Source organism: Streptomyces sp. NPDC006435 (assembly GCF_040612315.1).
Classification (GTDB): Bacteria; Actinomycetota; Actinomycetes; order Streptomycetales; family Streptomycetaceae; genus Streptomyces.
On record NZ_JBEXPY010000004.1, the window covers coordinates 296,054 to 317,704 of the forward strand.

17 protein-coding genes are annotated in these 21,651 nt (G+C 72.9%); 12 read left to right on the forward strand and 5 right to left on the reverse strand.

Going from position 1 to position 21,651, the window contains the following annotated elements:
* Window positions 1-25: 25 nt before the first annotated feature.
* From ABZZ04_RS07340 to ABZZ04_RS07370, 7 genes are all read left to right on the forward strand, one after another.
* Window positions 26-193, forward strand: a complete 168-nt coding sequence (locus tag ABZZ04_RS07340; RefSeq protein ID WP_356931206.1) for a hypothetical protein — start codon at window positions 26-28, stop codon at window positions 191-193.
* Window positions 194-313: 120 nt separating this feature from the next.
* On the forward strand, window positions 314-2,893 hold the full coding sequence (locus tag ABZZ04_RS07345) for a DUF4135 domain-containing protein (RefSeq protein WP_356931279.1): 2,580 nt from the start codon (window positions 314-316) through the stop codon (window positions 2,891-2,893).
* Complete coding sequence (locus ABZZ04_RS07350) at window positions 2,890-4,155, forward strand: hypothetical protein (protein WP_356931207.1); 1,266 nt, start codon at window positions 2,890-2,892, stop codon at window positions 4,153-4,155. Before ABZZ04_RS07345 ends, ABZZ04_RS07350 begins: the two co-directional genes overlap by 4 nt.
* Window positions 4,152-5,432, forward strand: coding sequence for a cupin domain-containing protein (locus ABZZ04_RS07355; protein WP_356931208.1), 1,281 nt, complete (start codon window positions 4,152-4,154; stop codon window positions 5,430-5,432). The genes ABZZ04_RS07350 and ABZZ04_RS07355 overlap by 4 nt, the downstream gene beginning before the upstream one ends.
* Window positions 5,404-6,765, forward strand: coding sequence for a lanthionine synthetase C family protein (locus ABZZ04_RS07360; RefSeq protein ID WP_356931209.1), 1,362 nt, complete (start codon window positions 5,404-5,406; stop codon window positions 6,763-6,765). The genes ABZZ04_RS07355 and ABZZ04_RS07360 overlap by 29 nt, the downstream gene beginning before the upstream one ends.
* Before the next feature lie 133 nt (window positions 6,766-6,898).
* Window positions 6,899-8,398 (forward strand): immunity 49 family protein, encoded by a 1,500-nt coding sequence (locus tag ABZZ04_RS07365; protein WP_356931210.1) that lies wholly within the window; start codon window positions 6,899-6,901, stop codon window positions 8,396-8,398.
* A 273-nt stretch (window positions 8,399-8,671) separates the two neighbouring features.
* Window positions 8,672-8,995: a hypothetical protein gene (locus tag ABZZ04_RS07370; protein WP_356931211.1), complete on the forward strand. Its 324-nt coding sequence runs from the start codon at window positions 8,672-8,674 to the stop codon at window positions 8,993-8,995.
* Window positions 8,996-9,042: 47 nt separating this feature from the next.
* Here ABZZ04_RS07370 and ABZZ04_RS07375 read toward each other — a convergent pair whose 3' ends face one another.
* Both ABZZ04_RS07375 and ABZZ04_RS07380 read right to left on the reverse strand, forming a co-directional pair.
* Window positions 9,043-10,305 (reverse strand): ankyrin repeat domain-containing protein, encoded by a 1,263-nt coding sequence (locus tag ABZZ04_RS07375; RefSeq protein WP_356931212.1) that lies wholly within the window; start codon window positions 10,303-10,305, stop codon window positions 9,043-9,045.
* A gap of 65 nt (window positions 10,306-10,370) precedes the next feature.
* Window positions 10,371-10,829 carry a hypothetical protein gene (locus tag ABZZ04_RS07380; protein WP_356931280.1) on the reverse strand — a complete coding sequence of 153 codons (459 nt, stop codon included), beginning with the start codon at window positions 10,827-10,829 and terminating at the stop codon, window positions 10,371-10,373.
* A gap of 438 nt (window positions 10,830-11,267) precedes the next feature.
* On the opposite strand from ABZZ04_RS07380, the gene ABZZ04_RS07385 reads away from it, so the two are divergent.
* Window positions 11,268-12,875, forward strand: coding sequence for a hypothetical protein (locus ABZZ04_RS07385; protein ID WP_356931281.1), 1,608 nt, complete (start codon window positions 11,268-11,270; stop codon window positions 12,873-12,875).
* 239 nt (window positions 12,876-13,114) lie between these two features.
* Here ABZZ04_RS07385 and ABZZ04_RS07390 read toward each other — a convergent pair whose 3' ends face one another.
* On the reverse strand, window positions 13,115-15,787 hold the full coding sequence (locus tag ABZZ04_RS07390) for a hypothetical protein (RefSeq protein WP_356931213.1): 2,673 nt from the start codon (window positions 15,785-15,787) through the stop codon (window positions 13,115-13,117).
* A gap of 197 nt (window positions 15,788-15,984) precedes the next feature.
* Here ABZZ04_RS07390 and ABZZ04_RS07395 point away from each other — a divergent pair, with 197 nt between their 5' ends.
* From ABZZ04_RS07395 to ABZZ04_RS07405, 3 genes are all read left to right on the forward strand, one after another.
* Complete coding sequence (locus ABZZ04_RS07395; RefSeq protein ID WP_093540017.1) at window positions 15,985-16,707, forward strand: GPP34 family phosphoprotein; 723 nt, start codon at window positions 15,985-15,987, stop codon at window positions 16,705-16,707.
* 265 nt (window positions 16,708-16,972) lie between these two features.
* Window positions 16,973-17,842: a helix-turn-helix transcriptional regulator gene (locus ABZZ04_RS07400; protein WP_356931214.1), complete on the forward strand. Its 870-nt coding sequence runs from the start codon at window positions 16,973-16,975 to the stop codon at window positions 17,840-17,842.
* A gap of 347 nt (window positions 17,843-18,189) precedes the next feature.
* Window positions 18,190-18,396 carry a DUF397 domain-containing protein gene (locus ABZZ04_RS07405; RefSeq protein ID WP_148836628.1) on the forward strand — a complete coding sequence of 69 codons (207 nt, stop codon included), beginning with the start codon at window positions 18,190-18,192 and terminating at the stop codon, window positions 18,394-18,396.
* A 199-nt stretch (window positions 18,397-18,595) separates the two neighbouring features.
* Here the strand turns inward: ABZZ04_RS07405 and ABZZ04_RS07410 are convergent, their stop codons facing one another.
* Window positions 18,596-19,435, reverse strand: coding sequence for a hypothetical protein (locus ABZZ04_RS07410; protein ID WP_356931215.1), 840 nt, complete (start codon window positions 19,433-19,435; stop codon window positions 18,596-18,598).
* A 96-nt stretch (window positions 19,436-19,531) separates the two neighbouring features.
* Here ABZZ04_RS07410 and ABZZ04_RS07415 point away from each other — a divergent pair, with 96 nt between their 5' ends.
* Entirely contained in the window at window positions 19,532-20,314 is a 783-nt protein-coding gene (locus ABZZ04_RS07415; protein WP_356931216.1) for an SDR family oxidoreductase, read from the forward strand.
* 105 nt (window positions 20,315-20,419) lie between these two features.
* Here ABZZ04_RS07415 and ABZZ04_RS07420 read toward each other — a convergent pair whose 3' ends face one another.
* The gene (locus tag ABZZ04_RS07420) at window positions 20,420-21,535 is read right to left on the reverse strand and encodes an ADP-ribosylglycohydrolase family protein (RefSeq protein ID WP_356931217.1); all 1,116 of its coding nucleotides are present in this window, start codon (window positions 21,533-21,535) and stop codon (window positions 20,420-20,422) included.
* Between the last annotated feature and the right edge of the window lie 116 nt (window positions 21,536-21,651).

Genomic DNA, 21,651 nt, shown 5'->3' on the forward strand with positions numbered 1-21,651 from the left:
AACTCAGCGCGGGAGGAGTGTGTTCATGCAGGCTGTCGCGGAAAAGGGCAGGGTCGAGGCGGACCAGAGCGCCGATGAGGTATTCGACCTGGTGATCGGTGATCTGGAGCAGGAAATCCCGCCCCTTGCGTCGCCGACGAATTCGGGCAGCGGTACCGCCTGTGGTTCGTGCGCGAGCATCTACTGCTGTTGATGCCCGCCGGGTGGGGCCGCCGACGGCGGCGCCACCCTCCACCGGCCTCGCGGTCCGCGGCAACGAGTCGAGAGGGCGACCTTGTCGGATGCACCAGCGGACACCGATCCGCTCTGGGAGATGCACGCCCCGGACGGCAGTGCCGGTCAGGACGGCCCCACCGAACTCCCGCCGGTGGCGGAGCGGTTGATCACCGCCGTCCGCAAGGGCACCGCGGGCGGGCTCTTCCCGCCGGTCGTCACGGCCGGACCGGAGGGAACGGTCACGGTCGACCGGCTCCTCGGCGGCGCCGCGGACGCCCGGATGCTCGCACACGCCCTCCGGGACCGGCGGTTCGCGCCGCTGCTCGCACTGCTGGACCGGTTGGACGAATGGTGCGCTTCCGCCGCGCGGCGCCATTCGGAGATCATCGCCATCGGAATACTCGACATCACCAACGCCGAAATCTTCGGACCGGTCGTTTCCGAGGCATTCGTGGCCTGCGCGACCGGCCGGACGCATTACACCCGTGGCCGGGTGCCGGAATGGGCGGCACGCTGCGAAGCATTCCTGACGCTCTTTCTCGACCGTTTGATACGGGACATGAATACCTGCTGGCCCGAGGACCCGGCCTTTCGGGGACCGGTCGTCGGACTGTGGGCCCACGGCGAGGAGACCCACAACGGCCGCCAGCGGGTGCTGCGCCTCGACTGCGCCGGCGGCGGCCGGGTCGCGTACAAGCCGCGCCCCGCCTCCGGCGAGCTGCTGTTCACCGCGTGCGGCACGGCCGGCCCGCCCGCGTCCCTGTTCGAACTCCTCAACGACGCGCCCGCGGCGTCCGGCGAGGTCCGGCTGCCGGTGCTCTCCTGCTGGCCCGGCGCCGAACCGGGGTATCTGTGGCAGGAGTGGATCGAACCGCCCGCGCAGTGGGGACCGATCCGCACCTCCGGGCCGTGGTCGCTGACCGGCACCCGGCTGACCCGGTCGGAGGCGGCGCGCTTCTGGCACCGGACCGGCTCGCTGACCGCCGCGACGTTCGCCTTCGGGATCACCGACATGATCGGCGGCAACCTGGTGACCGGGAGCCGGCCCGGCGAGCGCGAACCGCTGCTGTACCCGATCGACCTGGAGATCTGCTTCGCCCGGATTCCCCGGCTCTACGACACGGGCCTGCTGCACGACCCGACCGCCGAGGTCGACCAGCACCACGTCGGTCTGGAGAACACCCCGCGGTGGTGCTCCGCCGAGGGCCCGCCGGTGTGCTGGCACGAGGAGCCGACGGGGGCGCTGCGCCTGTACCGCCGCCGTCGGCCCTTCGCCCGGGACGAGACGAGGAACGTCGTCGCGGACACCGACGGGCGGGCCGGGTACGGCCCCTACCTGCCGGCGATGCTGCGCGGCATGTTCGACGCCTGGACCCTGATGTGCCGGCAGCGGCCGGAGATCCGGCGGTTCCTGTCGACCGCCACCACCGGCCACTACGTCCGGGTGCTGCGCCGGCCCACGTTCCGGTACTTCGACGCGCTGGTGCCGCGCTGGCTGTCCGGCGGCGGTGCCGCACCGGTCCCCGCCGAGCCGGACGTCCGCTTCGACCGGGCGGAGACCGACCAGCTCCGGCGCATGGACGTGCCCTACTTCGTCCGCTCGCTGGAGGGCGGTCCGGTGCTGCGGGTCGAGCCGCCGCCACTGCCATCCGAAACGGACCGCGTCGAGCCGCCGCCACTGCCGTGCGAAACGAACCACGTCGAGCCACCGCCACTGCCGTCCGAAACGAACCACGTCGAAGCGCCGCCGTCCGGAACAACCCCGGTCGAGCCGCCGTCCGGAACGGACCGGGCCGAACCGCCGCCACCGCCACCCTCGTTCCGAACGGCCCGGGTCGCGGCCCGGCCGGAACCCGAGGGCGGCTGGCCCCCGCTGCCGTCGCTGCTGGAGGGCGCCTACCTCGAACTCGCCGGTCTCGGGGTGGCGCTTCGGGACGCGGCGGAGAACGTGTTCGACGACGTGCCCGAGCACGTCGTCACGGACGGGTCGCTGGGCGTCCGGCTGCACCTGCAGAGCCCCACCGAGGGCCAGGTCGGCTTCGACTGGCCCGAGGTGGGCAGGCGGGTCACCTACATCTGGGACCGGGAGAAGGTACGGCTGCGCATCGACGCGGTGGACGCGCCGGAGGTCCCGGCCGAGCCGTCGCCCGCCGGGGAGATCCGGCGCCGGCTGCTGCGCCTCGACCGGCTCGACGGCGCCCTCCGGATGCCGTGGGCGGAGGGCGGCATGGTCGACCAGGACGCCGAACGCCGCCTGCGGACCCTGACCGACGCCGGCGTCGACTGGCTGTCCGGGGTCGTGGCCGACCACGGGTGGCCGGGGCGCACGATGGTCGGTGCCGCGGCGGCAGGCGCCGCGAGCCGCCTCGTGCAGCACGCGAGGGGCCATCTGGACTTCCGGCGGCACTGCCTGGAGCTGATGCGGCGGGCTGCGGCCGGCGGTGACCTCCCGTGGCGCGAGGTCGCCTCCCTGACCGACGAGCTGTGCATCGCCGACGGACTCCCCCAGGTGTACGGCACGAAGTTCGAGCCGGTGGACGGGGAGCTGGTGCCGTACCGGATCGGGCAACCGGACGACGTGGACCGCCGACGCGCCTCGATGGGCATGGAGCCCCTGGCCGAGTACACGGAACGGATCCGGCAGCGGTTCCCCCTGACGGGGAGGGAAACATCATGACCACACCCGCACACGAGATCCGGCAGGCGCCCGACGACGTCGACTGGGCACTGTTCGGGAAGCGGTACTGGGACCGGGAACCCGCCCGGCTGAGTGCCCGGCCGCCGGTGGGCCTCGGCCCGGTCCACGCGCTGACCGTCCGGTCGTGCGCCCCGTTCCGCGCCGGCACCCGGTTCTGGGTGATGCCCGACGTCCGGCTGCTGGTGGGCGACGGCCGGCTGCGCGCGCCCGGCGCGCTGCTGCCGGACACCACCGACCGGACCCTGGACGACTACCTCCACCGGATGGACGCCGAAGTGTCCGGCCGGGGATATCTGTTGACGGTCCATCAGCCGCTGCTTCTGGACTTCGCGCCGTGGTCCGCGGTGCGCGACGCCGTCCGCGGGCTGTGGCGGGTGGTCGGCTGGCCGAACCTCCCGGTGGAGACCGAGATCCTGGTCGGCGACCGGTTCACCCGGCACGCCGGTGCGACCGTGGCGCCGACGCACGCGGTGCTGACCTGGGTGCTGCGCGGGCGGATGGACGTACGGCTGTGGGACGAGCGCGGCGGCCCCCCGCCGGCCGCGATCGCCGACCCGGGCCGGGAGCCGGACGGCGTGCACACCCTGAGCGCCGGTGCCGGGGAGCTGCTGTACTGGCCGGGCGACCGGCGCCACGTCGACACCTGCCGCGAGGGGTGCGTGGCGCTGCGCCTGCGGGTCCCGGTCGACCGGCGGCTGCCGTTCACCGCCCTGCGGGACCTGCTCGCCGAGCTGGTGCACGGCCGGCAGGGCGACGACGGGACCGTGCCGTACTTCCCGTTCGGCCCCGGCTCCCGGATCGACGACCCGGACGGGGTGCTGCCCCGGCTGAACGCGCTGGGCGAGGAGTTGCGCACGGCCGCGGACGGCGAGCGGTTGCGCAGGATGCTGCGGGTCCGCTGGGCGGCGCTGCGCTCCGCGGCCGGTCTCGAACCGATCCCGGTGCCGCGCGAGGGCGTCCCGCTGACCCCGTCGGCCCGGATCCGCCGGTCGGGCGAGATCGTCCGGATGCCCGACGGGCCGGGGCGCGAGGTGTGGGCGGTCAACGGGAACGTCTTCACCCTGCCGACGGCCGCGGGCGACCGAGTGTTCGCCGTCCTGCGCGACGGCGGGGAGACCGGCGTGACCGACGTGTGCCGGGCCCTCGGCGACGACGGGACGAACGACAGGAGTGTGCTCGCGCTGCTGGACAAGCTGTACCGGCTGCGCGGCATCGACGTGGTCGAGGTGTCTTCGCGATGAATGGAACAACCGATACGGCCGCGTCCGCGGTGACCGTCGAGACGTCCTTCGACTGGGACGTCTTCGTCGACCGGTTCTGGGACCGGGAACCCGTGCTGTACAGGGGCCTCGGCGACGTGCCGTTCGCCGAGGCGGAGGTGTTCGGGGCCGCCGTGCTCGGCAGCCGGCCGCCGCATCCGCTCGCCGTGCCGGGGAACGTGCAGCTCCTCGTGGAGCGGCGGCAGCAGACGCAGCCGTACGACCTCCTGCCGGAACTGTCGGACGGTTCGTTCGACGGCTACGAGCGGCGCATGGCCGACCGGTTGGACCGGCAGCGCTACGCCCTCGTGGTGCACCGGTTCCACTCGTTCTCCCACCCCTTGTGGGCGCGCGCGCAGCGGTTCCACGCCGGTCTGTGGGAGCGGGTCGGCCAGCCCACGCACACCGCGGGCTCCACGCTGTTCCACGGCTCCTACGAGCACAGCCCGGTCGGCGTGCACCAGGACCGCTTCGCCACCTTCATGTTCTGCGTGCGGGGCACCAAGCGGATGCGGTTCTGGGCCGAGCGCCCGTGGACCGACCCGGTGCACACGGTCCTCGACTACCAGCCGTACCTGGCGTCCTCGTTCGTCGCCGAGGTCGGGCCGGGGGATCTGCTCTACTGGCCGGCGCGTTACTACCACGTCGGGGAGAGCACCGGCGGCGCACCGGCGACCAGCGTCAACGTGGGCATCCCCCGTCGCGAGCACCGGCCGTACTACGAGATCAAGGACCTGTTCCGGGGCACCGAACCGGTGGCGTCGGCCCCGCTGTTCACCCCGGACGCCGGTCCGGACGGGCGGCTGGCCGATGAGCTGCCCACCGCGCTCGCCGACGCGGTGGACGCGTTCGCGGAGCTGCTGGACGAGGAGCGGTTCGCCGACCGGGCCACCGCCCTGGCCCTGCGGGTCAGGACGGCGGGCGGGTTCTGGCCGACCCGGCCGCCCGCCGGGCTCCTCCCGCTCGACGACGACACCCCCGTACGCGCGTGCGCTCCCCTGCTGGTCGCGCCCGGCCCCGGTTCCCGCAGGTTCGCCGCGAACGGCAACGTCTCGTCCGGTACGGCCGGTGCCGAGGCCCTCGCGGTGCTCGACCGGCTCGACGCCGGTGAAGTGGTGCGCGTGGGCGACCTGCCCGAGTCCCGGCGCGCGGAAGTCCGCAGCCTTTTGCAGGAGTTGGAGAGTTTCCGTGCCGTCACCCGTATCGACCCCCGCGCCGGAGCCGACACCGGTGTCGACGCCGGCACCGGCACCGGCTGACCGGGCGCCCGCCCTCGGGGAGGCGGCTGCCGGGATCGTCGCCGAGATCGCCGACCGGCTGGCGGAGCCCGCCCGGGTGGCCGGGATCGCGGGCGTGCCGGACAACCTGATGCGTTACCCGGGCGACCCGCAACCGGTGTGGGACCCGCTGCTGCTCTCCGACGGCCACCCCGGGGTCGGGCTGCTGTTCGCGGAGCTGGCCGCGGGGGCGCCGGAGCTGCGCGGCCGGGCGCACGCGCACCTGTCCGCGGCGCTCGGCAGCGGGATCCGGCTGCTGCCGCAGTCGCTGTTCGGCGGCATGGTGGCGCTCGCGTTCGCCGGGCACACCGGGGCCACCGGCTTCGGCGGCTACACCACGATGCTGGCCGGCCTCGACCGGCACATCGTCGACCAGGTCCGTGGGCGCGCGCGGGCCGGCCTGGAGCGGGTGCGCGCCGGGGAGCCGGTCGGCGCGTGGGACCGCTACGACGTCCTCGGCGGCACCACCGGCATCGGCCGCTACCTGCTGGCCCGGTACGAGTCGGCGGCCGAACCGGACGCGCGGCACGCGGCGGGGCTCGCGCTGACCGACGTGCTGGAGTCGCTGGTGGCCGTGGCGACCGCGGACGACATCGTGCGCGACGGCGTCCGGCTGCCCCCGTGGTGGATCACCGACGGCCTGGAGCACGGGCTCGCCGAACACGCCAACTTCGGTCTCGCGCACGGTGTCTGCGGGCCGCTCGCGCTCCTCTCCGTCGCCTGGCGGGCGGGGTTCCGGGTGGACCGCCAGGACGAGGCCGTCGAGCGGATCATGGCGCTGCTGACCCGCTGGCGCACGACCGACGGGGCCGGCCCGCGCTGGCCGCACCTGGTCACGGCGGCGCACCTCGGGAGCGGGGAACCGCCGGAGCGCGGGCGGGACTCGTGGTGCTACGGCGCCGCCGGCGCGGCACGTGCCGTGTACCTGGCCGGCGCCGCCCTCGACCGCGCGGACTGGCGCGCCGACGCGCACGCCGCCCTCCGCGGCGCACTGGCCTCGGCGAGCGACGAACTGATCCTCGACTCCGCGCTGTGCCACGGCTGGGCGGGCCTGCTCCAGATCGTGCTGCGCATGGCGCACGACAGCACCGACCCGGACTACCGCACCCTCGCCGACGGGCTGGCGGCGCGGGTGATGGACGGGTTCGACCCCGAGGCCCCCTTCGGCTTCCGCTACCGCCACGTCCTCGCACCACGCGCCCTCGACCGCCCCGGCTTCCTGGAAGGCGCCGCGGGCATCGCCCTCGCCCTCCACACCTACGCCACGGGGAACGCCCCGGCGACGTCGTGGGACAGTGCCCTGCTGGTGAACTGACGGGGCGTTCGGGTGTTCGTGACCGTTCGTCGGCCCGGGATCCGCGGCGGCCCGGGGGCTGTCGCGGGACCCGGTCAGGGGGCGGGGCGGGGCACGTGGTTCGCCCGTGCGCCGTCTTCGTAGAGTCGATGGAATGAATCCCGATCACATTCCCGACACCGGCGAGCTGCTGCGCGGTGTGCACTCCCGGCTGCTGCCCCTCGACTCGATCACTCCGGAGATAGCCGGCTCCCTGCGTTACGCACGTCTCGTGGCCGACGGGCTCGTCTTCGCCTACGCCCTCGACCGGCCCACCGACGTACGGCTCCTCACGGACCAGGACGTGCGGCACGTCGACGCGGAGGAACTGGGGCGGGCCGCGTACGGGAACCTGATGCGCGTACCCGTCACGCACGAGGAGATCGCCGTCGAGGGGACGGTCCTGCATTCCTTCCACGGCGACTCGCACTTCGTCGGAAGTCAGGCCCTGTTCCTGGCCTCCGCGGTCCAGCGGGTCACCGGTGAGTCGCTTCCGCAGGCCGGTGCCCTCGTCGTCATGCCCAGTCGGCACAACCTGGTGTACCACCCGATCACCGACGGCACGGTGGTCGAGGCCGTCAACCATCTCGCCGCCTACGCGCTGGGCGCCTTCGAGGACGGGGCGGGCGCGCTGTCCCCGCGGGTCCACTGGTGGCATCGCGGCGCTCTGACGTCGCTCACCGTCATCGACGAGGACACCCGGTCCTTCTCCATCCAGCCGCCGCCACAGCTGCTCGGCCTGATGAAGGGCCTGGTCCGCCTCGACCGCGCCGGGCGGCTCGCCACCCGCGCCGCCACCGGGGCGCCCGCCCCCGACCCCGCCGAACTCGCCCGCGCCACGGCCGAGTCGATGGCGGACCTCTCCCGGGGCCCGGCCGCCGACCCGGGCGGGGCCTTCGCCTCCGCCGTCGCCCACGCCCATGCGCGCTGCGCCGCCGACCCCCGGGCGGCTCGCATCGACACGTGGGACGCCTGGTCCACCGCCGTGCAGCTCGGCTCCGCGCTGTTCACGGGGGCGCGGTCGCAGGAGTGCCGCCTGGGCGGGGACCTCGTCCGGCAGTTGCCGGACCTGCCCGCCGCACCGCCCGCGGATGCCCGTGCCTGGCTCGACGCCTTCTACCTGGCGATCGTGTGCCGGGAGGGGGAACGGATCCGCCGACTGTGCCGGGTGCCGCTGGAGACGTTGCGGCAGGACGACTCCGTCGACGTGTACGTGCTGCACTGGATCGACACCTTGCAGACCTACTTCTCCGAGCACGGCTCCATGGACGAGGTCGTGGAGAAGCTGGTCGCCACCATGAAGGCGTCCGAGCCCGGGGAGGTGACCCACGCGCCGATGGAGTTCGTGAACGGGATCGACTACCAGCCGATCGCGCTCTTCCACCATCTCGTCACACGGAACCACGACGCCTTCGCCGGGACACTCGCCGAAGCCCTCGCGGCACACGGCGCCCACTGGGGCGATTCGACGGCGCCGCGCGCCCGGGTGGCGCTGGGGCCGCTGGCGATCGCGGGCCTCGCCTTCGACCACGGGTTCCCCCTTCCCCCGGACCTGCCGCACCTTCCTCTGTACCTGCTCAACCGCGAACGGATCGAGGAGATCCCCAGCCCCTGACCCTCCAGCCCCTGCTCCCCGGCCCCTGGCCCTCGGCCCCGCCCCCCGGCCCCGACTCCCCGGTCTCCGACGGGAATCGGCCGGACTACCATCGCCGCATGATGCAGCGAAGGGCCGATGTCGCGTAGGCCGCCGGGGGCGCTTCGGGCCGAACGGTCCGGTCGCCGGGGCCATGTCCACCGCCACGACCACGACCACGACCACCGTCACGGTCGTGGCCGGATCAGTTCGTTGTTCGTCGACGTCTGTCCGGGTCCGCCCGTGTGCGCCGCCGTGCACACGTACCTCTTCGTCGACGGGCTCGACCTGATCGCGCGCAGCGACAGCGGAGCCGTGGGTCTGCCCCCGGGGGAGCTCCTGCGCCCCGGTGGTCCGCTCCACCCGACGGATGCCGTTCGCGATGTGGACGTGGCGCACCGGGGGCATCCCTGGGACGGGGGTCCGGGGCTGCGTGTCCGGGTGGGGCTGCGCGGTGGGACGGTCGTCTGGAGCGGGCTGATGTGCCCGGGGCCCGACGGCGGGGTGATCGAGGAGGTCCGCTTCGAGCCGGGGCAGTACCTGGGCGAGATCGGGCGGGCGTACCGTCTGCACGCCTGAGCCCGCCCGGAGCCGGGCAGGGCGGGGCGGGGCAGGACAGGGCGGGCTCAGGGGGCGTCGCGGCGCAGCTCGTAACGCCAGACCTCGTCGAGGTCGTACTCGTACGGGGTTCCGGGCGGTGCGGGCGGGAGGCGGTGCGCTCCCTCCACGCAGCGTCCGTCGTCGTGGCGGGCGAGGCCGTGGACGGCGGCGACCCGGACCGGTCGGCTCCCGTCGTCCAGCAGGACGGCCATGGCATCGGCGAGTTCGGGCGCGCGGTCCCTGCCGTCGGCCACCGTGCGGCACGCGCCCTGCCGCACGTCCGCGTCCGGGTCCGCCATCAGGTCCAGCAGCGCCTTCCGGACGGCGGGGGCGAAGGCCGGTACCCCTCTGTCGAAGCCGAAGGCCACGGCGTGCCGCACGCGGCGGTCGGGGTGTGCGGCATGGGGCAGCAGGGCGGCGTCGCCGCGCGGGTCGGTGTGTTCGGCGAGGCCGGTCAGCACCTCGGCGAGCACGGCGGCGTCCCGTTCCCGGGCCGACCGGTCGAGGAAGAGTTCCAGCACGGGGCCGGCGAACCGGTCCTCGTCGCTCTCGTCGAACAGGTGGGTCAGCCGCAGCACTTCGGCGCCGAACAGCCGGTGCACCGGGTCCGGACCGGTGCACAGGGCCACCGCGGCGTCCCAGGTCTCCCGGTCGCGGCGGTGGGACAGCAGCAGGGTGGAGCTCGTCCAGACGGCGTGCTGCTGGTCGGGGTGGGCCATCGCCCGCTCCAGCAGTTCCCCGAAGGGGGTCCGGATCCCGAGCGTCGCCTCCAGGTGAGTCAGGATCGCCGCGTGCCCGTCGCGCGCGGTCGCCCCGCCCAGGGCGTACTCGTCGGCCTCGTCGAACTCGTCGTCCTCGACCCGGATGCGGGTGACGGCGTCCCGCGCGCCCGTACGGCGCCGCAGTTCCGCCTCGACGCCCGTCCCGTACCAGTGCCCGGCGAGGTCCCGCGCCTCCAGCAGTTCGGCCTCATGGTGACGGAGCCGGCCGGTGTCGTGCAGAACGGCCTCGACCATCGCGGGCGAGCCCGAGTCGACGGCCCTGCGCAGCGGGGACGTCCCGTCCGGACCGGTCCGCACGGGGTCGGCGCCGTGCTCGGCGAGCAGGCGGGCGACGGCGGCGTCGTACGCCTCGATCGCCGGGCACAGCGCGGGAGTCCCGTTCCCGTCGCACGCGTCGGGGTCGGCGCCCGCCCGGAGCAGGTACTCCACCGCCCCGGCGTCCCCGGCCCGTACCGCGGTCATCAGCGAGGAGTCGGTGTCCGGGACGCCGGTCGTGTTCTTCTTCACCGGTCAAGGGTGCAGGACGTCGTCCCCGTACCGCCCGGTGCCCTCGTCGCGGAGCGGTACGGGCGTCACCGCTCCGTCGTCCGGCCGGGCGCGGGGCCGGACGTGCCGTCCGCCGGCAGCGCGCCCACGCAGTCCGCGTAGTAGGCCGACTCCGCCACGTGGAAGGCGAGCCCGCGGAAGGTCCACCCCGTCCCCGGCGACCGGTCGAGCACGCCGGGCTCCAGGGCGTCCAGGCGGTTCGCCCAGATCCTGGCCAGCCGGGTGAGCCGGCTGCGCGCCTCGTCGAGGTCGGCCGCGGTGAACGGCGCGAGGTCGGCCGCGGTGGTGATCGCCGACGCGTGCCAGTGGTCGGGCCGCGTCTCCTCGCCCACGAGCCGGGCCTCCATCTCCGCGAGGTGGTCGATCATGTGGTCGGCGACACGACGGATCGCCTTGTGCGGGGTGTAGAGCCTGTCGTCGGCGGGGACGGGGCGGCCGTCCCACGCAGTCCAGGTCCCGGCGAGGGCCAGGACGTGGTCGACCATGTCCGTCACGACCTGCGCGGGATCACGGTCGTCCGTCACCGGGGCCTCGTCGGGGGAATCGGGAGCGTCGGGGAAATCGGGGGCGTCGGGGGAATCGGGGGCGTGGAGAGCACCCGACGCGTCGGGCACGTGCTTCGTTCCGGTCATGGTCCGACGCTAGGTCCGGGACGTTTCGGCCGCCGCCGAACCGTCGTGGCCCCGCGCCGGACGGCTCCCGGAGGTGCCGCGGCCGGGCGGGGGCCGTCGCGGACTTCACAGTCCCTGCCGGCCACCGGAACCCAGCCGTTAGCGTCTACCCCACAGAACTCGTCCGCCCGACCGGAACGGAACGCCGCAGTGACCTCTGCCGAGCTGTCCCCACGTCGCCCCTTCCCGCGACGCGCACACGACCCCGCGAAAGCGCGCTGGGGGCGGCTCGGGCGGCTTCCCACGCCGCTCCTGGTCACCCTCTGCGTCCTGCCGCTCTACGGCGTCTGGTGGGCGGTCTTCGCGACCGGCGGCGGCGACCTCGCGGCCCAGGAGGCCTGGGCGGAGTTCGCGAAGATGTACCCCGGCTCCGCCTACAACCTCTTCTGGTACGGCGGACTGCACACCGTGAACTACAGCGTGATCTCGCCCTATGTGATGGCGGTTCTCGGTGTGGTGCCCGTGACCCTGCTGTCCGGGCTCTCGTCGTCCTGGCTGGCCGCCGCACTCGTCGAGCGCAGCGGACTGCGCAGGCCCCTGTGGCCCTCGCTGACGGTGGCCTTCTCGCTGTGGTGCCAGGTGGTGTCGGGGCGGTCGACGTTCATGCTGGGCACGGCCTTCGCGCTGGGGGCCGTGCTGGCGGTCGTCAGCGGACGGCGCCTCGTGGTCGCGGTCGTCTGCGCGGCGCTCTCCACCATGGGCAGCCCCGTCTCCGGGCTGTTCCTGCTGGTGGTCGGCGCGGCCCATCTGCTGTGCCGCGAGTGGGGGAAGGCCGCCTCGCTCGTCGTGCCGCCGGTCGTCGTCGTCGCGCTGACCACCCTGCTGTTCCCGTTCGAGGGCGAGCAGCCCATGGCGTTCAACCGGATCTGGCCGCCGGTGATCCTGTGCGCGGTGATCGTGCTGACGGCGCCGCGCGACTGGCGGGTGGTGCGGTTCGGGGCGGCGGTGTACGCGCTCGGCGTGGTGCTCTGCTACCTGATCGCCTCGCCGATCGGGACGAACGTCGAGCGGCTCACCGAGCTGGCGGCCCCCGTGACACTGCTCGCCGTCCTGGTCAACGGCCGCGAGCGGGGCGAGGCGGACGCGCCCCCGGAACGGCTGTCGTTCACCTGGTTCACGCCCCGGCGCCAACGGGTGGGCTGTGTCGTCGCCCTGGTCCTCTCGCTGCTCTGGCTGTCCGGCAAGACGATCGCCGACATCGTCACCAACACGAAGGTGCCCGACTACGCCGTCAAGACCGAGGGCGTGGTCGCCGAGCTCCACAGGCTGGGCAGCGAACGCACCCGGGTCGAGGTGGTCCCGGCCCGCGACCACCGGGAGGCGGCCGTCCTCGCCCCCTACGTGAACATGGCCCGCGGCTGGAACCGGCAGGCCGACGTCGAACGCGGGCGGCTGTTCTACGAGGGACACGGCGGGACCAGCGTGCCCGCGGGCACCTTCTCCCCCGCCTCCTACCGCGCCTGGCTCTCCCAGTGGGCCGTGGGCTTCGTCGTGGTCGTCAACGGCCGGCCGGACGGCCCCGCGGAGCTGGAGCACGAGCTGGTGTCGAGCGAGCCCGACTACCTGGAGCGGGTGTGGGAGGACGACAACTGGAAGATCTACCGGGTGAAGGACGCGACCCCGCTGGTGAGCCGGCCCGGCTCGGTGGTGAACTCCGACGGCGCCAGCCTCGTGGTGAACATGCCGAAGCCCGGCTCGGTGACCGTGCGGGTGGCGTACTCGCCGTGGCTGTGGGCGGACAACGGCTGCCTGGCCGAGGACGGCGAGTTCACCCGGCTGACCGTGAAGAAGGCGGGCGAGGTCCGGCTCGGCTCCGCGTACGGCGGCCCGTCGAACGGCGTGACCCCCGAGTGCCCGTGACCCGAGTGCCCGTGATCGGTGCCCGTCGGGGGTGTCGGTCCCCGGGGCCGTGAGTCCCGGGGAGCGGTGACGCACTGCTGGCCCCGGGTCCCCGGTCGGGGCTCCGGGTCGACGACGCGACGGACGGCGACAGCCGGAAGGAACGACCGTGCCCCGCGACGCCTGCGCGTCGCGGGGCACGGTGCTTCGGGGCCGCCGGTGGGTGGTCCGGCCGGCCGCTCGGGAGCGGCCGGTCCGGGTCAGCCGATCCGGGTCAGCTTGGCCCCGAACGACGGTTCCACGAGGTCGTTCTGCAGCGCGACGGCCACCTTGACCTGGCTGGTCCCCTCGCCCACGGTGAGCGTGCCGACGTGGGTGCCGGCCTTGGCCGCGTGCGGGATCGTCCTGCCGCCGTCGGTCAGCTCCATCCGGACGGTGAGTCCGGCCCAGCCGACCGCGGACACGTCCTTGGTCGCGACGACCGGGACGCTGCCGCCCATCCCGTCAGAGACGGTGCCGACGACGTCGCCCTTCTTCACGACCTGGGCGTTCTCCAACAGGTCCTGCGTCGCGGTCATCACTTCCTTGCTGACCGCGTTGACCGTGTCGATGATGGGCGGCTGGTGCTGGCCCAGCACGGCGCCGACGATCAGCTGGTCGGTGTCGCCGACCATCTTGTGGGCGGCGAAGAGCAGGTTCCCGCCCGCCTTGCTGGTGGAACCGGTCTTGATGCCGAGCGCGCCGTTGTAGGGCACGAGGGTGTTGTAGTTGCGCCAGTTCTTGCCCGACGGGTCGGTCCACGACGGCAGCTTCGTGATGTCCATCAGCGCCGGGATCTCCACCAGCTTCTCGCCGAGCTTCACCTGGTCCTCGGCCGAGCTGACCGTGGTCGCGTTGAGCCCGGACGGGTCGGTGTAGGTGGTGTTCTTCATGCCGAGTTCCTTGGCGGTCTCGTTCATCTTCTTGACGAACGCCTCCTCGGAGCCCGCGTCCCAGCGCGCCAGCAGCCGCGCGATGTTGTTCGCGGAGGGGATCATGATCGCGGAGAGCGCCTCCTGCTCGGTGAGCGTGTCGCCCTCCTTCACGGTGTTGAGCGTCGACTCACCCTCCGCGTCCAGCCTGCCGTCCGACTCCCCCTTGGCGTCGACCTTGATCTTGGGACCCTTCTCGCCCTTCTTCAGCGGGTGGTCCTTGAGCACGATGTACGCGGTCATCGCCTTGGCCACACTGCCGATCGGCACGGCCTTCTGCTCTCCGAACGAGCCCACCGGGCCCAGCCCGGTCGCCGCCATGTAGCCCTGGCCCTCGTCGGGCCACGGCAGGGACGGCTTGTCGCCCTTGAAGGTGTACGTGTCCTTCGCCGACATCCGGAGCTCGGGGTCCGGGAGCGGGCGCATCATCTGCACGATCGCAAAGACGATCAGCAGGAGCAGTACCAGCGGGGTCCAGATCTTGACCCTGCGGACGGCGGTGCGGACCGGCGTCTCCGGCGGCGGCGGCGTGTTCGTCAGCTCGGCCAGCAGGTCGAGCGGCGGCTTCGGCGGCATCGGCTGCTGCGTGGTCCGCTCGGCGGTGCTCAGCGAGGCGGGGGGCGGTGTGCCGGGCGTCGCGGTGGCGGGCGTCGCGGCGGCGGGCGTCCCGGACCCGCGCGGCGCCGGCGCGGGTCGTGCGTCGTCCCCGCGCAGGGGTACGAACTTGCTGGTCCGCTCGGCGGAGGACTCGGGCTTCGAAGCGGGCTCCGACGCCTGCTTCGAGTCGGGCGAGATGACCTTCAGCGCGGTCGTCGGCTGGTCGACCCGGGCCGCGGCGGGCGCCCTGAAGATGGCCGTCGGCTGGTCGATCCCGCTCTTGTCGTCGCCGTCGGCGTCGTCGTCCTTGGCGCCGTCCTTGGCGTTCTTGGCATCCTTGGCGGCCTTGTCGCCTTCGCCGTCCTCGCCGTCCTTGGCGTCCGCGTCGGACCCGGCCCCGGACTCAGACTCGGCAGCGCCTGCGGCCTTCTCGGCCTTCGTGTCCTTCTCGGTCTTCACGTCGGCGTCGGCAGACGTCTTCTCGTCAGCCGCGTCGGCGGCGGACCCGGACGCGTCGGCCTTCGCCCCGTCCACCTCGTCCGCCTTGTCCGCCTTGTCATCGGACTCGGACTCGGCAGGCTCCGGGGTGCCGCCCTTCGCCGCCTCCTCCTCGTCGCCGTCCTCGGTCACCCACGCGGCGACGGCCGCGCGCAGTCGCGCGTCGCCCTCCCCGGGCTCGGTGGACTCCCCGGACTCGTCGGCCCCGGAGCCCTCGGAGTCCTCCGAAGCCTTCGAGCCACTCTCGGCGCCCTCCGATTCCTCGGTGACGGTTTCCGCCGCCTCCTTCGCGGGCTCGTTCACCGCGTCGGCGTCGGAACCGGGCTCATCGGCGTCGGAATCGGCCGCGTCGGCGTCTCCGTCTTCATCCGCAGCCCCGGCCGCGCCCTCATCCACGCCTTCAGGGGCCCCAGAGGCCCCCTCCCGGCCTCCGGCACCCTTTCCGGCACCCTCCGCCACATCGGCATCCGGGGCACTCTCAGGGCCCTCGGAGCCCTCGGGCTCGTCGGCGTCGGAATCGGCGCCGGTCGCGCCGGGCTCCTCCGCGTCCTCGCGGCCCTCCGCGTCCTCGCGGCCCTCCGCGTCCTCGCGGCCCTCGCCGTCCTCGACCGGCCGCGTACGGAAGACGGCCGTGGCCGTGTCCGCCCCGGCGGCGTCGGACCCGTCGGTGCCGCTGGCACCCTCACCCTCGTCGTCGGCCCCGGCGAGCGCTCCCGCGCGGAACACGGCCGTCGCCGTGTCCGTTCCTCCCTCGGTCCCGTCCTTCACGGACGGTTCACGGAAGACGGCAAGCCGCGGATCGCTTTCGCTCCGAGCCGTTCCCGACGACTTCTGCTGCTCCGACTTGTCGGGGGACTCGCCCGCCACCGATGCCTCCTACATGCGGCACGGGGGACACCCCCCGCGCTGTCCGAAACCATCTACCAGTGTCCTGTGTGAACCACCGGCCCGGCTGCAAGACGAGAACGACATACCTACTGGTTCCCATACAAAGCACCCAGGCACTCTCGACAGACCAATGTGAGAGGGGTCACCCTGTCATTCATCCACGCGGGGAGGCATGGATGGGCAGGAGCCGCAGAACAATTCCGGAGGAGCTTCTGCTGCTCGCTCTGGACCCGACCACGGGTACCACAGCGCAGCCGCAGTCGCTCGACCTCGGCCTCGCCGGGGCGCAGCTAGTGGAGCTGGCTCTGGCAGGACGGATAGCCCCTGACGGGGATCGTATCGCCGTGGTGATGCCACGGCCGACAGGAGATCCGACTCTGGACTCCGCACTGGAACTGCTGCGCCGACGCGGCAGCCCGGTTCGGGCGGTCCACTGGATCGGCGGGCCCCGACTGGGGCTGCGTCAGATCTACCTCGCTCATCTGGAGCGGTGCGGCATGGTGCATGCCGTGGCGGGCCAGATGTGCGGAGTGCTGCCGACGACTCGCTACCAGGCGACGGACACGGCAATCAGCCGGGACATCAGAACCAGGCTGGACAGTGCGATCCGCACCGGTGTACCGCCGGACCCGCGGACCGCGGCGCTCGCCGCGCTGGCCCACGCGGTCGGACTCGGCAAGCACCTGTATCCCGGGAACGAGGGGCGTTCATCGCGCTCCCGGCTCCGGGACCTGATCAGGCACGACCCGATGGGCGGTCTCGTGGCGCACGCCGTGATGGACGTCCAGAACGGGGCGGTCGCACAGCCGCGCCGCAACCAGGCGGCCGGAGTCCCGTTGCAACCGCAAGTGCAGTCGCAGTCCCGCCGCGGCAGCATGGCGCACACCGCGGCCCACTAGGACCGCACCGACGCGCCGGCACCGCAGCACACCGCACCACATGACGCCACGGCACCACGGCGTCGCCGCACCACGGCACCAATCGAATACCGCCGCACCGTCGTCCCCGAGACCCGGTCCGGGAGCCGCACCAAGCGCGGGGCAGCCGAGACATCGGCTGCCCCGCGCGCGTGCGTGTGTCCATTTCCCAGCGCGGCCGGGGCGAGTGGTGGCAATCTGCTCAGCAGTAGATACGCACAGCTACATAGCCGGAGGTGCCGTTTCCGTGCCGTCCAACGTCAATCCCACCGTCAGGCGACGCCGATTGGGCCAGGAATTGCGCCGACTGCGCGAGCTCAAGGGCATGACGGCCGAGGAGGTGGCGGAGCGACTGCTGGTGTCGCAGTCGAAGATCAGCCGCCTGGAGAACGGCCGCCGTTCCATCAGCCAGCGCGATGTCCGCGACCTCTGCGGGGTGTACGAGGTCGCGGACCACCGCATCGTCGACTCGCTCATGCAGATGGCCAAGGACTCCCGCCAGCAGGGCTGGTGGCACGCCTTCGGCGACATCCCGTACAGCGTCTACATCGGCCTGGAGACCGACGCGGAGTCGCTGCGGGTGTACGAACCCCAGGTGGTCCCGGGCCTGTTGCAGACCCGGAGCTACGCCGAGGCGCTGATCAACGGCGCGCTGCCGGAAGCCCCGCCGAGCGACATCGACAAGCGCGTGAGCGTCCGGGCCCGCCGTCAGGACCGGATCACCGACCTGGAACACCCGCTGCGGCTGTGGGCGGTGATCGACGAGTCCGCGCTGCGCCGGCTGGTCGGCAGCAAGCAGGTGATGATCGAGCAGTTGGAGCAACTGATCGAACTCTCCCGGCTGCCGCACGTGACCGTGCAGGTGCTGCCGTTCGAGATGGGCGCGCACCCCGGCATCAACGGCCAGTACGCCATTCTGGAATTCCCGGACGCCGCGGACTCCAGCGTCGTCTACATCGAGGGCGTCACCAGCGACCTCTATCTGGAGAAGGCGAACGACGTCCAGCGGTACAGCGTCATGTACGAGCACCTGCGCGCGCAGGCGCTGAATGTGGAACAGACCCGGCACTTCATCGCCGAAATCGTGAAGCAGTACGTCGAACTCCACGGCGCGTGACCGGGACATGCGCCTATCCGCACGGCCGAACGGCGCGAACGACACGAACAGCGCGAACAAGCCGTGCGGAAGAGAAACACATCGGGCCCTCCGGCACATGAATTCCGGACAGCCCGAACGCCCCGCGAAGTCCGTAATGCGGGAAATGCAGTGATGTTACGGGAGGGGGCGGCGGGAGAATACACCGCCCCTCACCCGTAGCGGAAGACGAGCAGAACACATACCACCCGGTCGAGTGAACGCCCCCTTCGCCCAAGTGGCGTGACGAGTAGCGTCGATCACGCCAAACGGAACACCGACGGAACTCCGCCGGTGTCATTCACGCGACTCTTTGAACCGGAGTGAACATGGCCATTCGTCAGGGTGCTACGGACAAGTGGACGAAGTCCTCGTATTCCGGGGGCAACGGCGCCTGCGTCGAAGTCAAGTCCCCTCTCGTGCAGGCAATTGACGTACGCGACTCGAAGGCCCCCGAAGGCCCCTCGATCACGTTCGTCCCCGCCGCGTGGAACGCATTCGTGCGTGACGTCGGCAAGGGTGCCGTCGACGCCTGACCGATGAATTCGCGCGTTCGCATCACAGCGCCTTTCCGGTGTTGTCGTCAGCCCTCTCGACTGGTCCGCCGTCCTGGCCGAGGGGGCTCGATGCCCGCCCCGCGGGAATTCGCACGGGAAACACCGCGGGAAGTCGCGCGGGAGGGCCTGCGGGAAGTCGTGCGGGAGGGCCCGCGGGAAAACCCCCGGCGCTCGTCGCTCAGCGCAGCCGGTCGACGTACAGATCGGTTCCCGGCACCGTCGGTATGAACGGCGCCACCAGCTCCACCCGCCCCAGGCCGGATTCCGCGACCGCCGCGTCGAGTCCGGCGAAGTGCCCGGCCCAGCACTCCCCCGGCTCCTCCTGGAGGAACCACAGCAGGGTCAGCCGGGTGTCGACGCCCTCCACCTGCCGCACATAGGCCATACGGTCGCCGGGCAGCGGCGTCGGACGGAAGACGGTCACCATCGCCGCCGGGGAGCCCTCCAGCCGCTCCGGCAGATGCCGCGAGCACAGCCATTCGAGCAACTCGGCCCGCTGCTCCGGCCCTTCGGCGTCGATCACTTCGAGGGCCAGCCCGCGGTAGGGGTGGTCCAGGGCGTGGAAGTCCCGGGGCCCCTCGGCGCCGTCCCGGTAGACCGTCGCCTCGTGGTGCTGGAACGATGTGAACACATGGGTGCGGTCCCGGTGGACGCGGTCGTCCCGGTCGAGCCGCTTGTTGATGCCGACGGTCCACCTCATGTGGTCGTCGTAGCGCCCCTCCGTCACCCAGTACGTGGACAGGTAGCAGCCGGCCCCGACCGGCTCCGCGACCGCGGAGCGCTCCGGGTAGCGCAGGTCCCGCAGTTCGCGGGTGGCCACCCAGCGGCGCCCGGCGAACATCCAGGGCATCGCCATCGCACCCGCGTAGTAGTGGTCGTCCTCGTACCAGCGGTTGTACGCGTACTCGTGGCCCGGGTGCGGTTCGACCAGGGTGATCAGCGCGTGGCCGGGCCGGACCCCGTACGGCCCCAGCGCTGCCAGTTCGCCGTAGACGGCGCTCCGCGTCTCGTCGCTCATGCCGTTCCCCTTCCGTGCTCGGCGGCGACGCCCTACTCTGACGCACCGTCAGAAAAACTGCCAGGGTGCAGAACCACCGGTATCCGGAGGCCGCCGATGTCGCTCGTGGGGAAAACCGTCGTCGTGTCCGGGGTGGGGCCCGGACTCGGGCACCGGGTCGCTGCGGCGGTCGTGCGGGAGGGCGGGAACGCGGTGCTCGGCGCGCGCACCGCCGCGCATCTCGCCGGATCGGCCGCCCGGATCGACCCCGGGGGCCGGCACACCGCCCATCTGGCCACCGACATCACGGACGAGGCGCAGTGCGGGGCGCTCGCCGCGCTGGCGCTGGAACGGTTCGGACGGCTCGACGCGGTGGTCCATGTCGCCGCCCTGGACAGTCACTTCGGCGGGGTCGAGGACGCCGACCTCGCCGTCTGGCGGTCGGTGCTCGACGTCAACCTGCTCGGCACGCTGCGGATGACCCGCGCCTGCCTGCCCGGTCTCAAGGAGCGGGGCGGCTCGGTGGTGATCATCGGTACGCAGTCCTCGGTGGCCGCTCCGTCCCGGGTGCGGCAGGCGGCGTACGCGGCGTCGAAGGGGGCGCTCACCTCGGCGATGTACTCCATGGCGCGGGAGTTCGGCCCGCGCCGCATCCGGGTCAACACGGTGCTGCCGGGCTGGATGTGGGGCCCGCCGGTGCAGGCGTACGTACGGTCCACGGCGCGCGCCGAGGGGACGAGCGAGGCCGAGGTGCTGAGCGGGCTCACCGAGCGCATGGCGCTGCCCGAACCGGCCACGGACGGTGACGTCGCGGAGGCCGCCGTGTTCCTGGCGTCGGACCGGGCGCGGGCGATCACCGGGCAGTCCCTGCTGGTCAACGCCGGTGAAGTGATGCGGTAGCCCCGGCCGGACGGGCCGGGGCGGACACGTGTGAAGGGGTGCGGACGCGGCGGCATCCACGTCCGCACCCCGGTCTCTTCCCCGCCCCCGCCTCTCCCGCGGGCCTCAGCCGCGCGGGTAGCGGGCCAGCCAGCCGGGGGCGGCGGCGGAGGGGCCGTGCAGGGCCGGGCCCTGGGTCATCTCCATGGCGAAGTCGTCGGCGAGCTCCAGCAGGGTGGCCCGGCCCTCCAGTTCGACGAGCCAGGCGGGCGGCAGCGCGGTCTCGCCGTGCAGCGCGCCGAGCAGCGCCCCGCACAGGGCCCCGGTTGCGGCGGACGGCCCGCCGTGGTTGACCGCCAGCCGCAGCCCGTGCCGTACGTCCTCGCTGACCAGCGCGCAGTACACGGCGACGGCGAGCACCTCCTCGGCCGAGTCCGTGTCGCCCAGCGACTCGATCAGGGCCGGGCCCGGGATGCCCTGGCGCACGGTGCCGAGGGCCTGCTTCAGCGCCTCGGAGACCGGTTCGTGGCCGGGCTTCCCGGCGAGCAGGGCCATCGCGTGCTGGACGGCGCCGTCCAGGGTCTCGCCCCGGGTCAGCGCGTGCACCATGACGGCGAAGGCCCCCGCGGAGAGCAGGGCCACGGGATGGCCGTGGGTCTGGGCGGCGCACTCGACGGCGAGCTGGAGGACGAGTTCGGGCTCCCAGCCGACGAGCAGTCCGAACGGCGCGGACCGGGTGAGGGCCGCCGAGTCCCGGGCGGTGGGGTTCTTGGGCTGGTCGAGCGTGCCCATGGTGGCGTCGCCGAAGCCGGTGAGGCATTCCCGGGCGGGGTTCCGGCGGGCGTACAGCCACTCCTGCCGGGCGAGCCAGCCGTCCTCCGTGCGGCGCTCGTCGGGCCCCCAGTCGTGCTGCGTGGCCGCCCAGCGCAGATGGGCGCGGTGCACGTCGGTGGGCGGGTGCCAGGCCCCGATGTCGCGGCGGACCTGGGCCCGGACGAGGCCGTCGACGGTGAACAGGGTGAGCTGGGTGATGGCGGTGACGGTGCCGCGCGCGCCGTGCACGGGCACGAGGTCGGTGACGGCCTCGGCGCCGTGGGCCTCCCGGATCTCCTCCAGCGTGAGGTCGCTCACCCCGGCCCCGAGCGCGTCGCCGACGGCCCCGCACAGCAGCGCCCCGCGCACCCGGCTGCGGAAGTCCTGCTGCTCGGCACGGCCCCAGACAGCCGTGGTTCCTGTGGTCACCGCGCCCCTCTTCCCCGTCGGACCGACCGCGACTTCGCAGCACTGTAATCGAACAGGAACGGTGGGTCGTGGGGCCGGAAACGAGTACGCGTGGGTATGTGGACGGACGTCCCGCA

Excerpts from the sequence above, each read along its gene's own strand:
- ABZZ04_RS07340 (WP_356931206.1), top strand. The coding sequence starts at position 26 with ATGCAGGCTGTCGCGGAAAAGGGCAGGGTCGAGGCGGACCAGAGCGCC.
- ABZZ04_RS07345 (WP_356931279.1), top strand. The coding sequence starts at position 314 with ATGCACGCCCCGGACGGCAGTGCCGGTCAGGACGGCCCCACCGAACTC.
- ABZZ04_RS07350 (WP_356931207.1), top strand. The coding sequence starts at position 2,890 with ATGACCACACCCGCACACGAGATCCGGCAGGCGCCCGACGACGTCGAC.
- ABZZ04_RS07355 (WP_356931208.1), top strand. The coding sequence starts at position 4,152 with ATGAATGGAACAACCGATACGGCCGCGTCCGCGGTGACCGTCGAGACG.
- ABZZ04_RS07365 (WP_356931210.1), top strand. The coding sequence starts at position 6,899 with ATGAATCCCGATCACATTCCCGACACCGGCGAGCTGCTGCGCGGTGTG.
- ABZZ04_RS07380 (WP_356931280.1), bottom strand. The coding sequence starts at position 10,829 with ATGGTCGACCACGTCCTGGCCCTCGCCGGGACCTGGACTGCGTGGGAC.
- ABZZ04_RS07395 (WP_093540017.1), top strand. The coding sequence starts at position 15,985 with ATGGGCAGGAGCCGCAGAACAATTCCGGAGGAGCTTCTGCTGCTCGCT.
- ABZZ04_RS07405 (WP_148836628.1), top strand. The coding sequence starts at position 18,190 with ATGGCCATTCGTCAGGGTGCTACGGACAAGTGGACGAAGTCCTCGTAT.
- ABZZ04_RS07410 (WP_356931215.1), bottom strand. The coding sequence starts at position 19,435 with ATGAGCGACGAGACGCGGAGCGCCGTCTACGGCGAACTGGCAGCGCTG.
- ABZZ04_RS07415 (WP_356931216.1), top strand. The coding sequence starts at position 19,532 with ATGTCGCTCGTGGGGAAAACCGTCGTCGTGTCCGGGGTGGGGCCCGGA.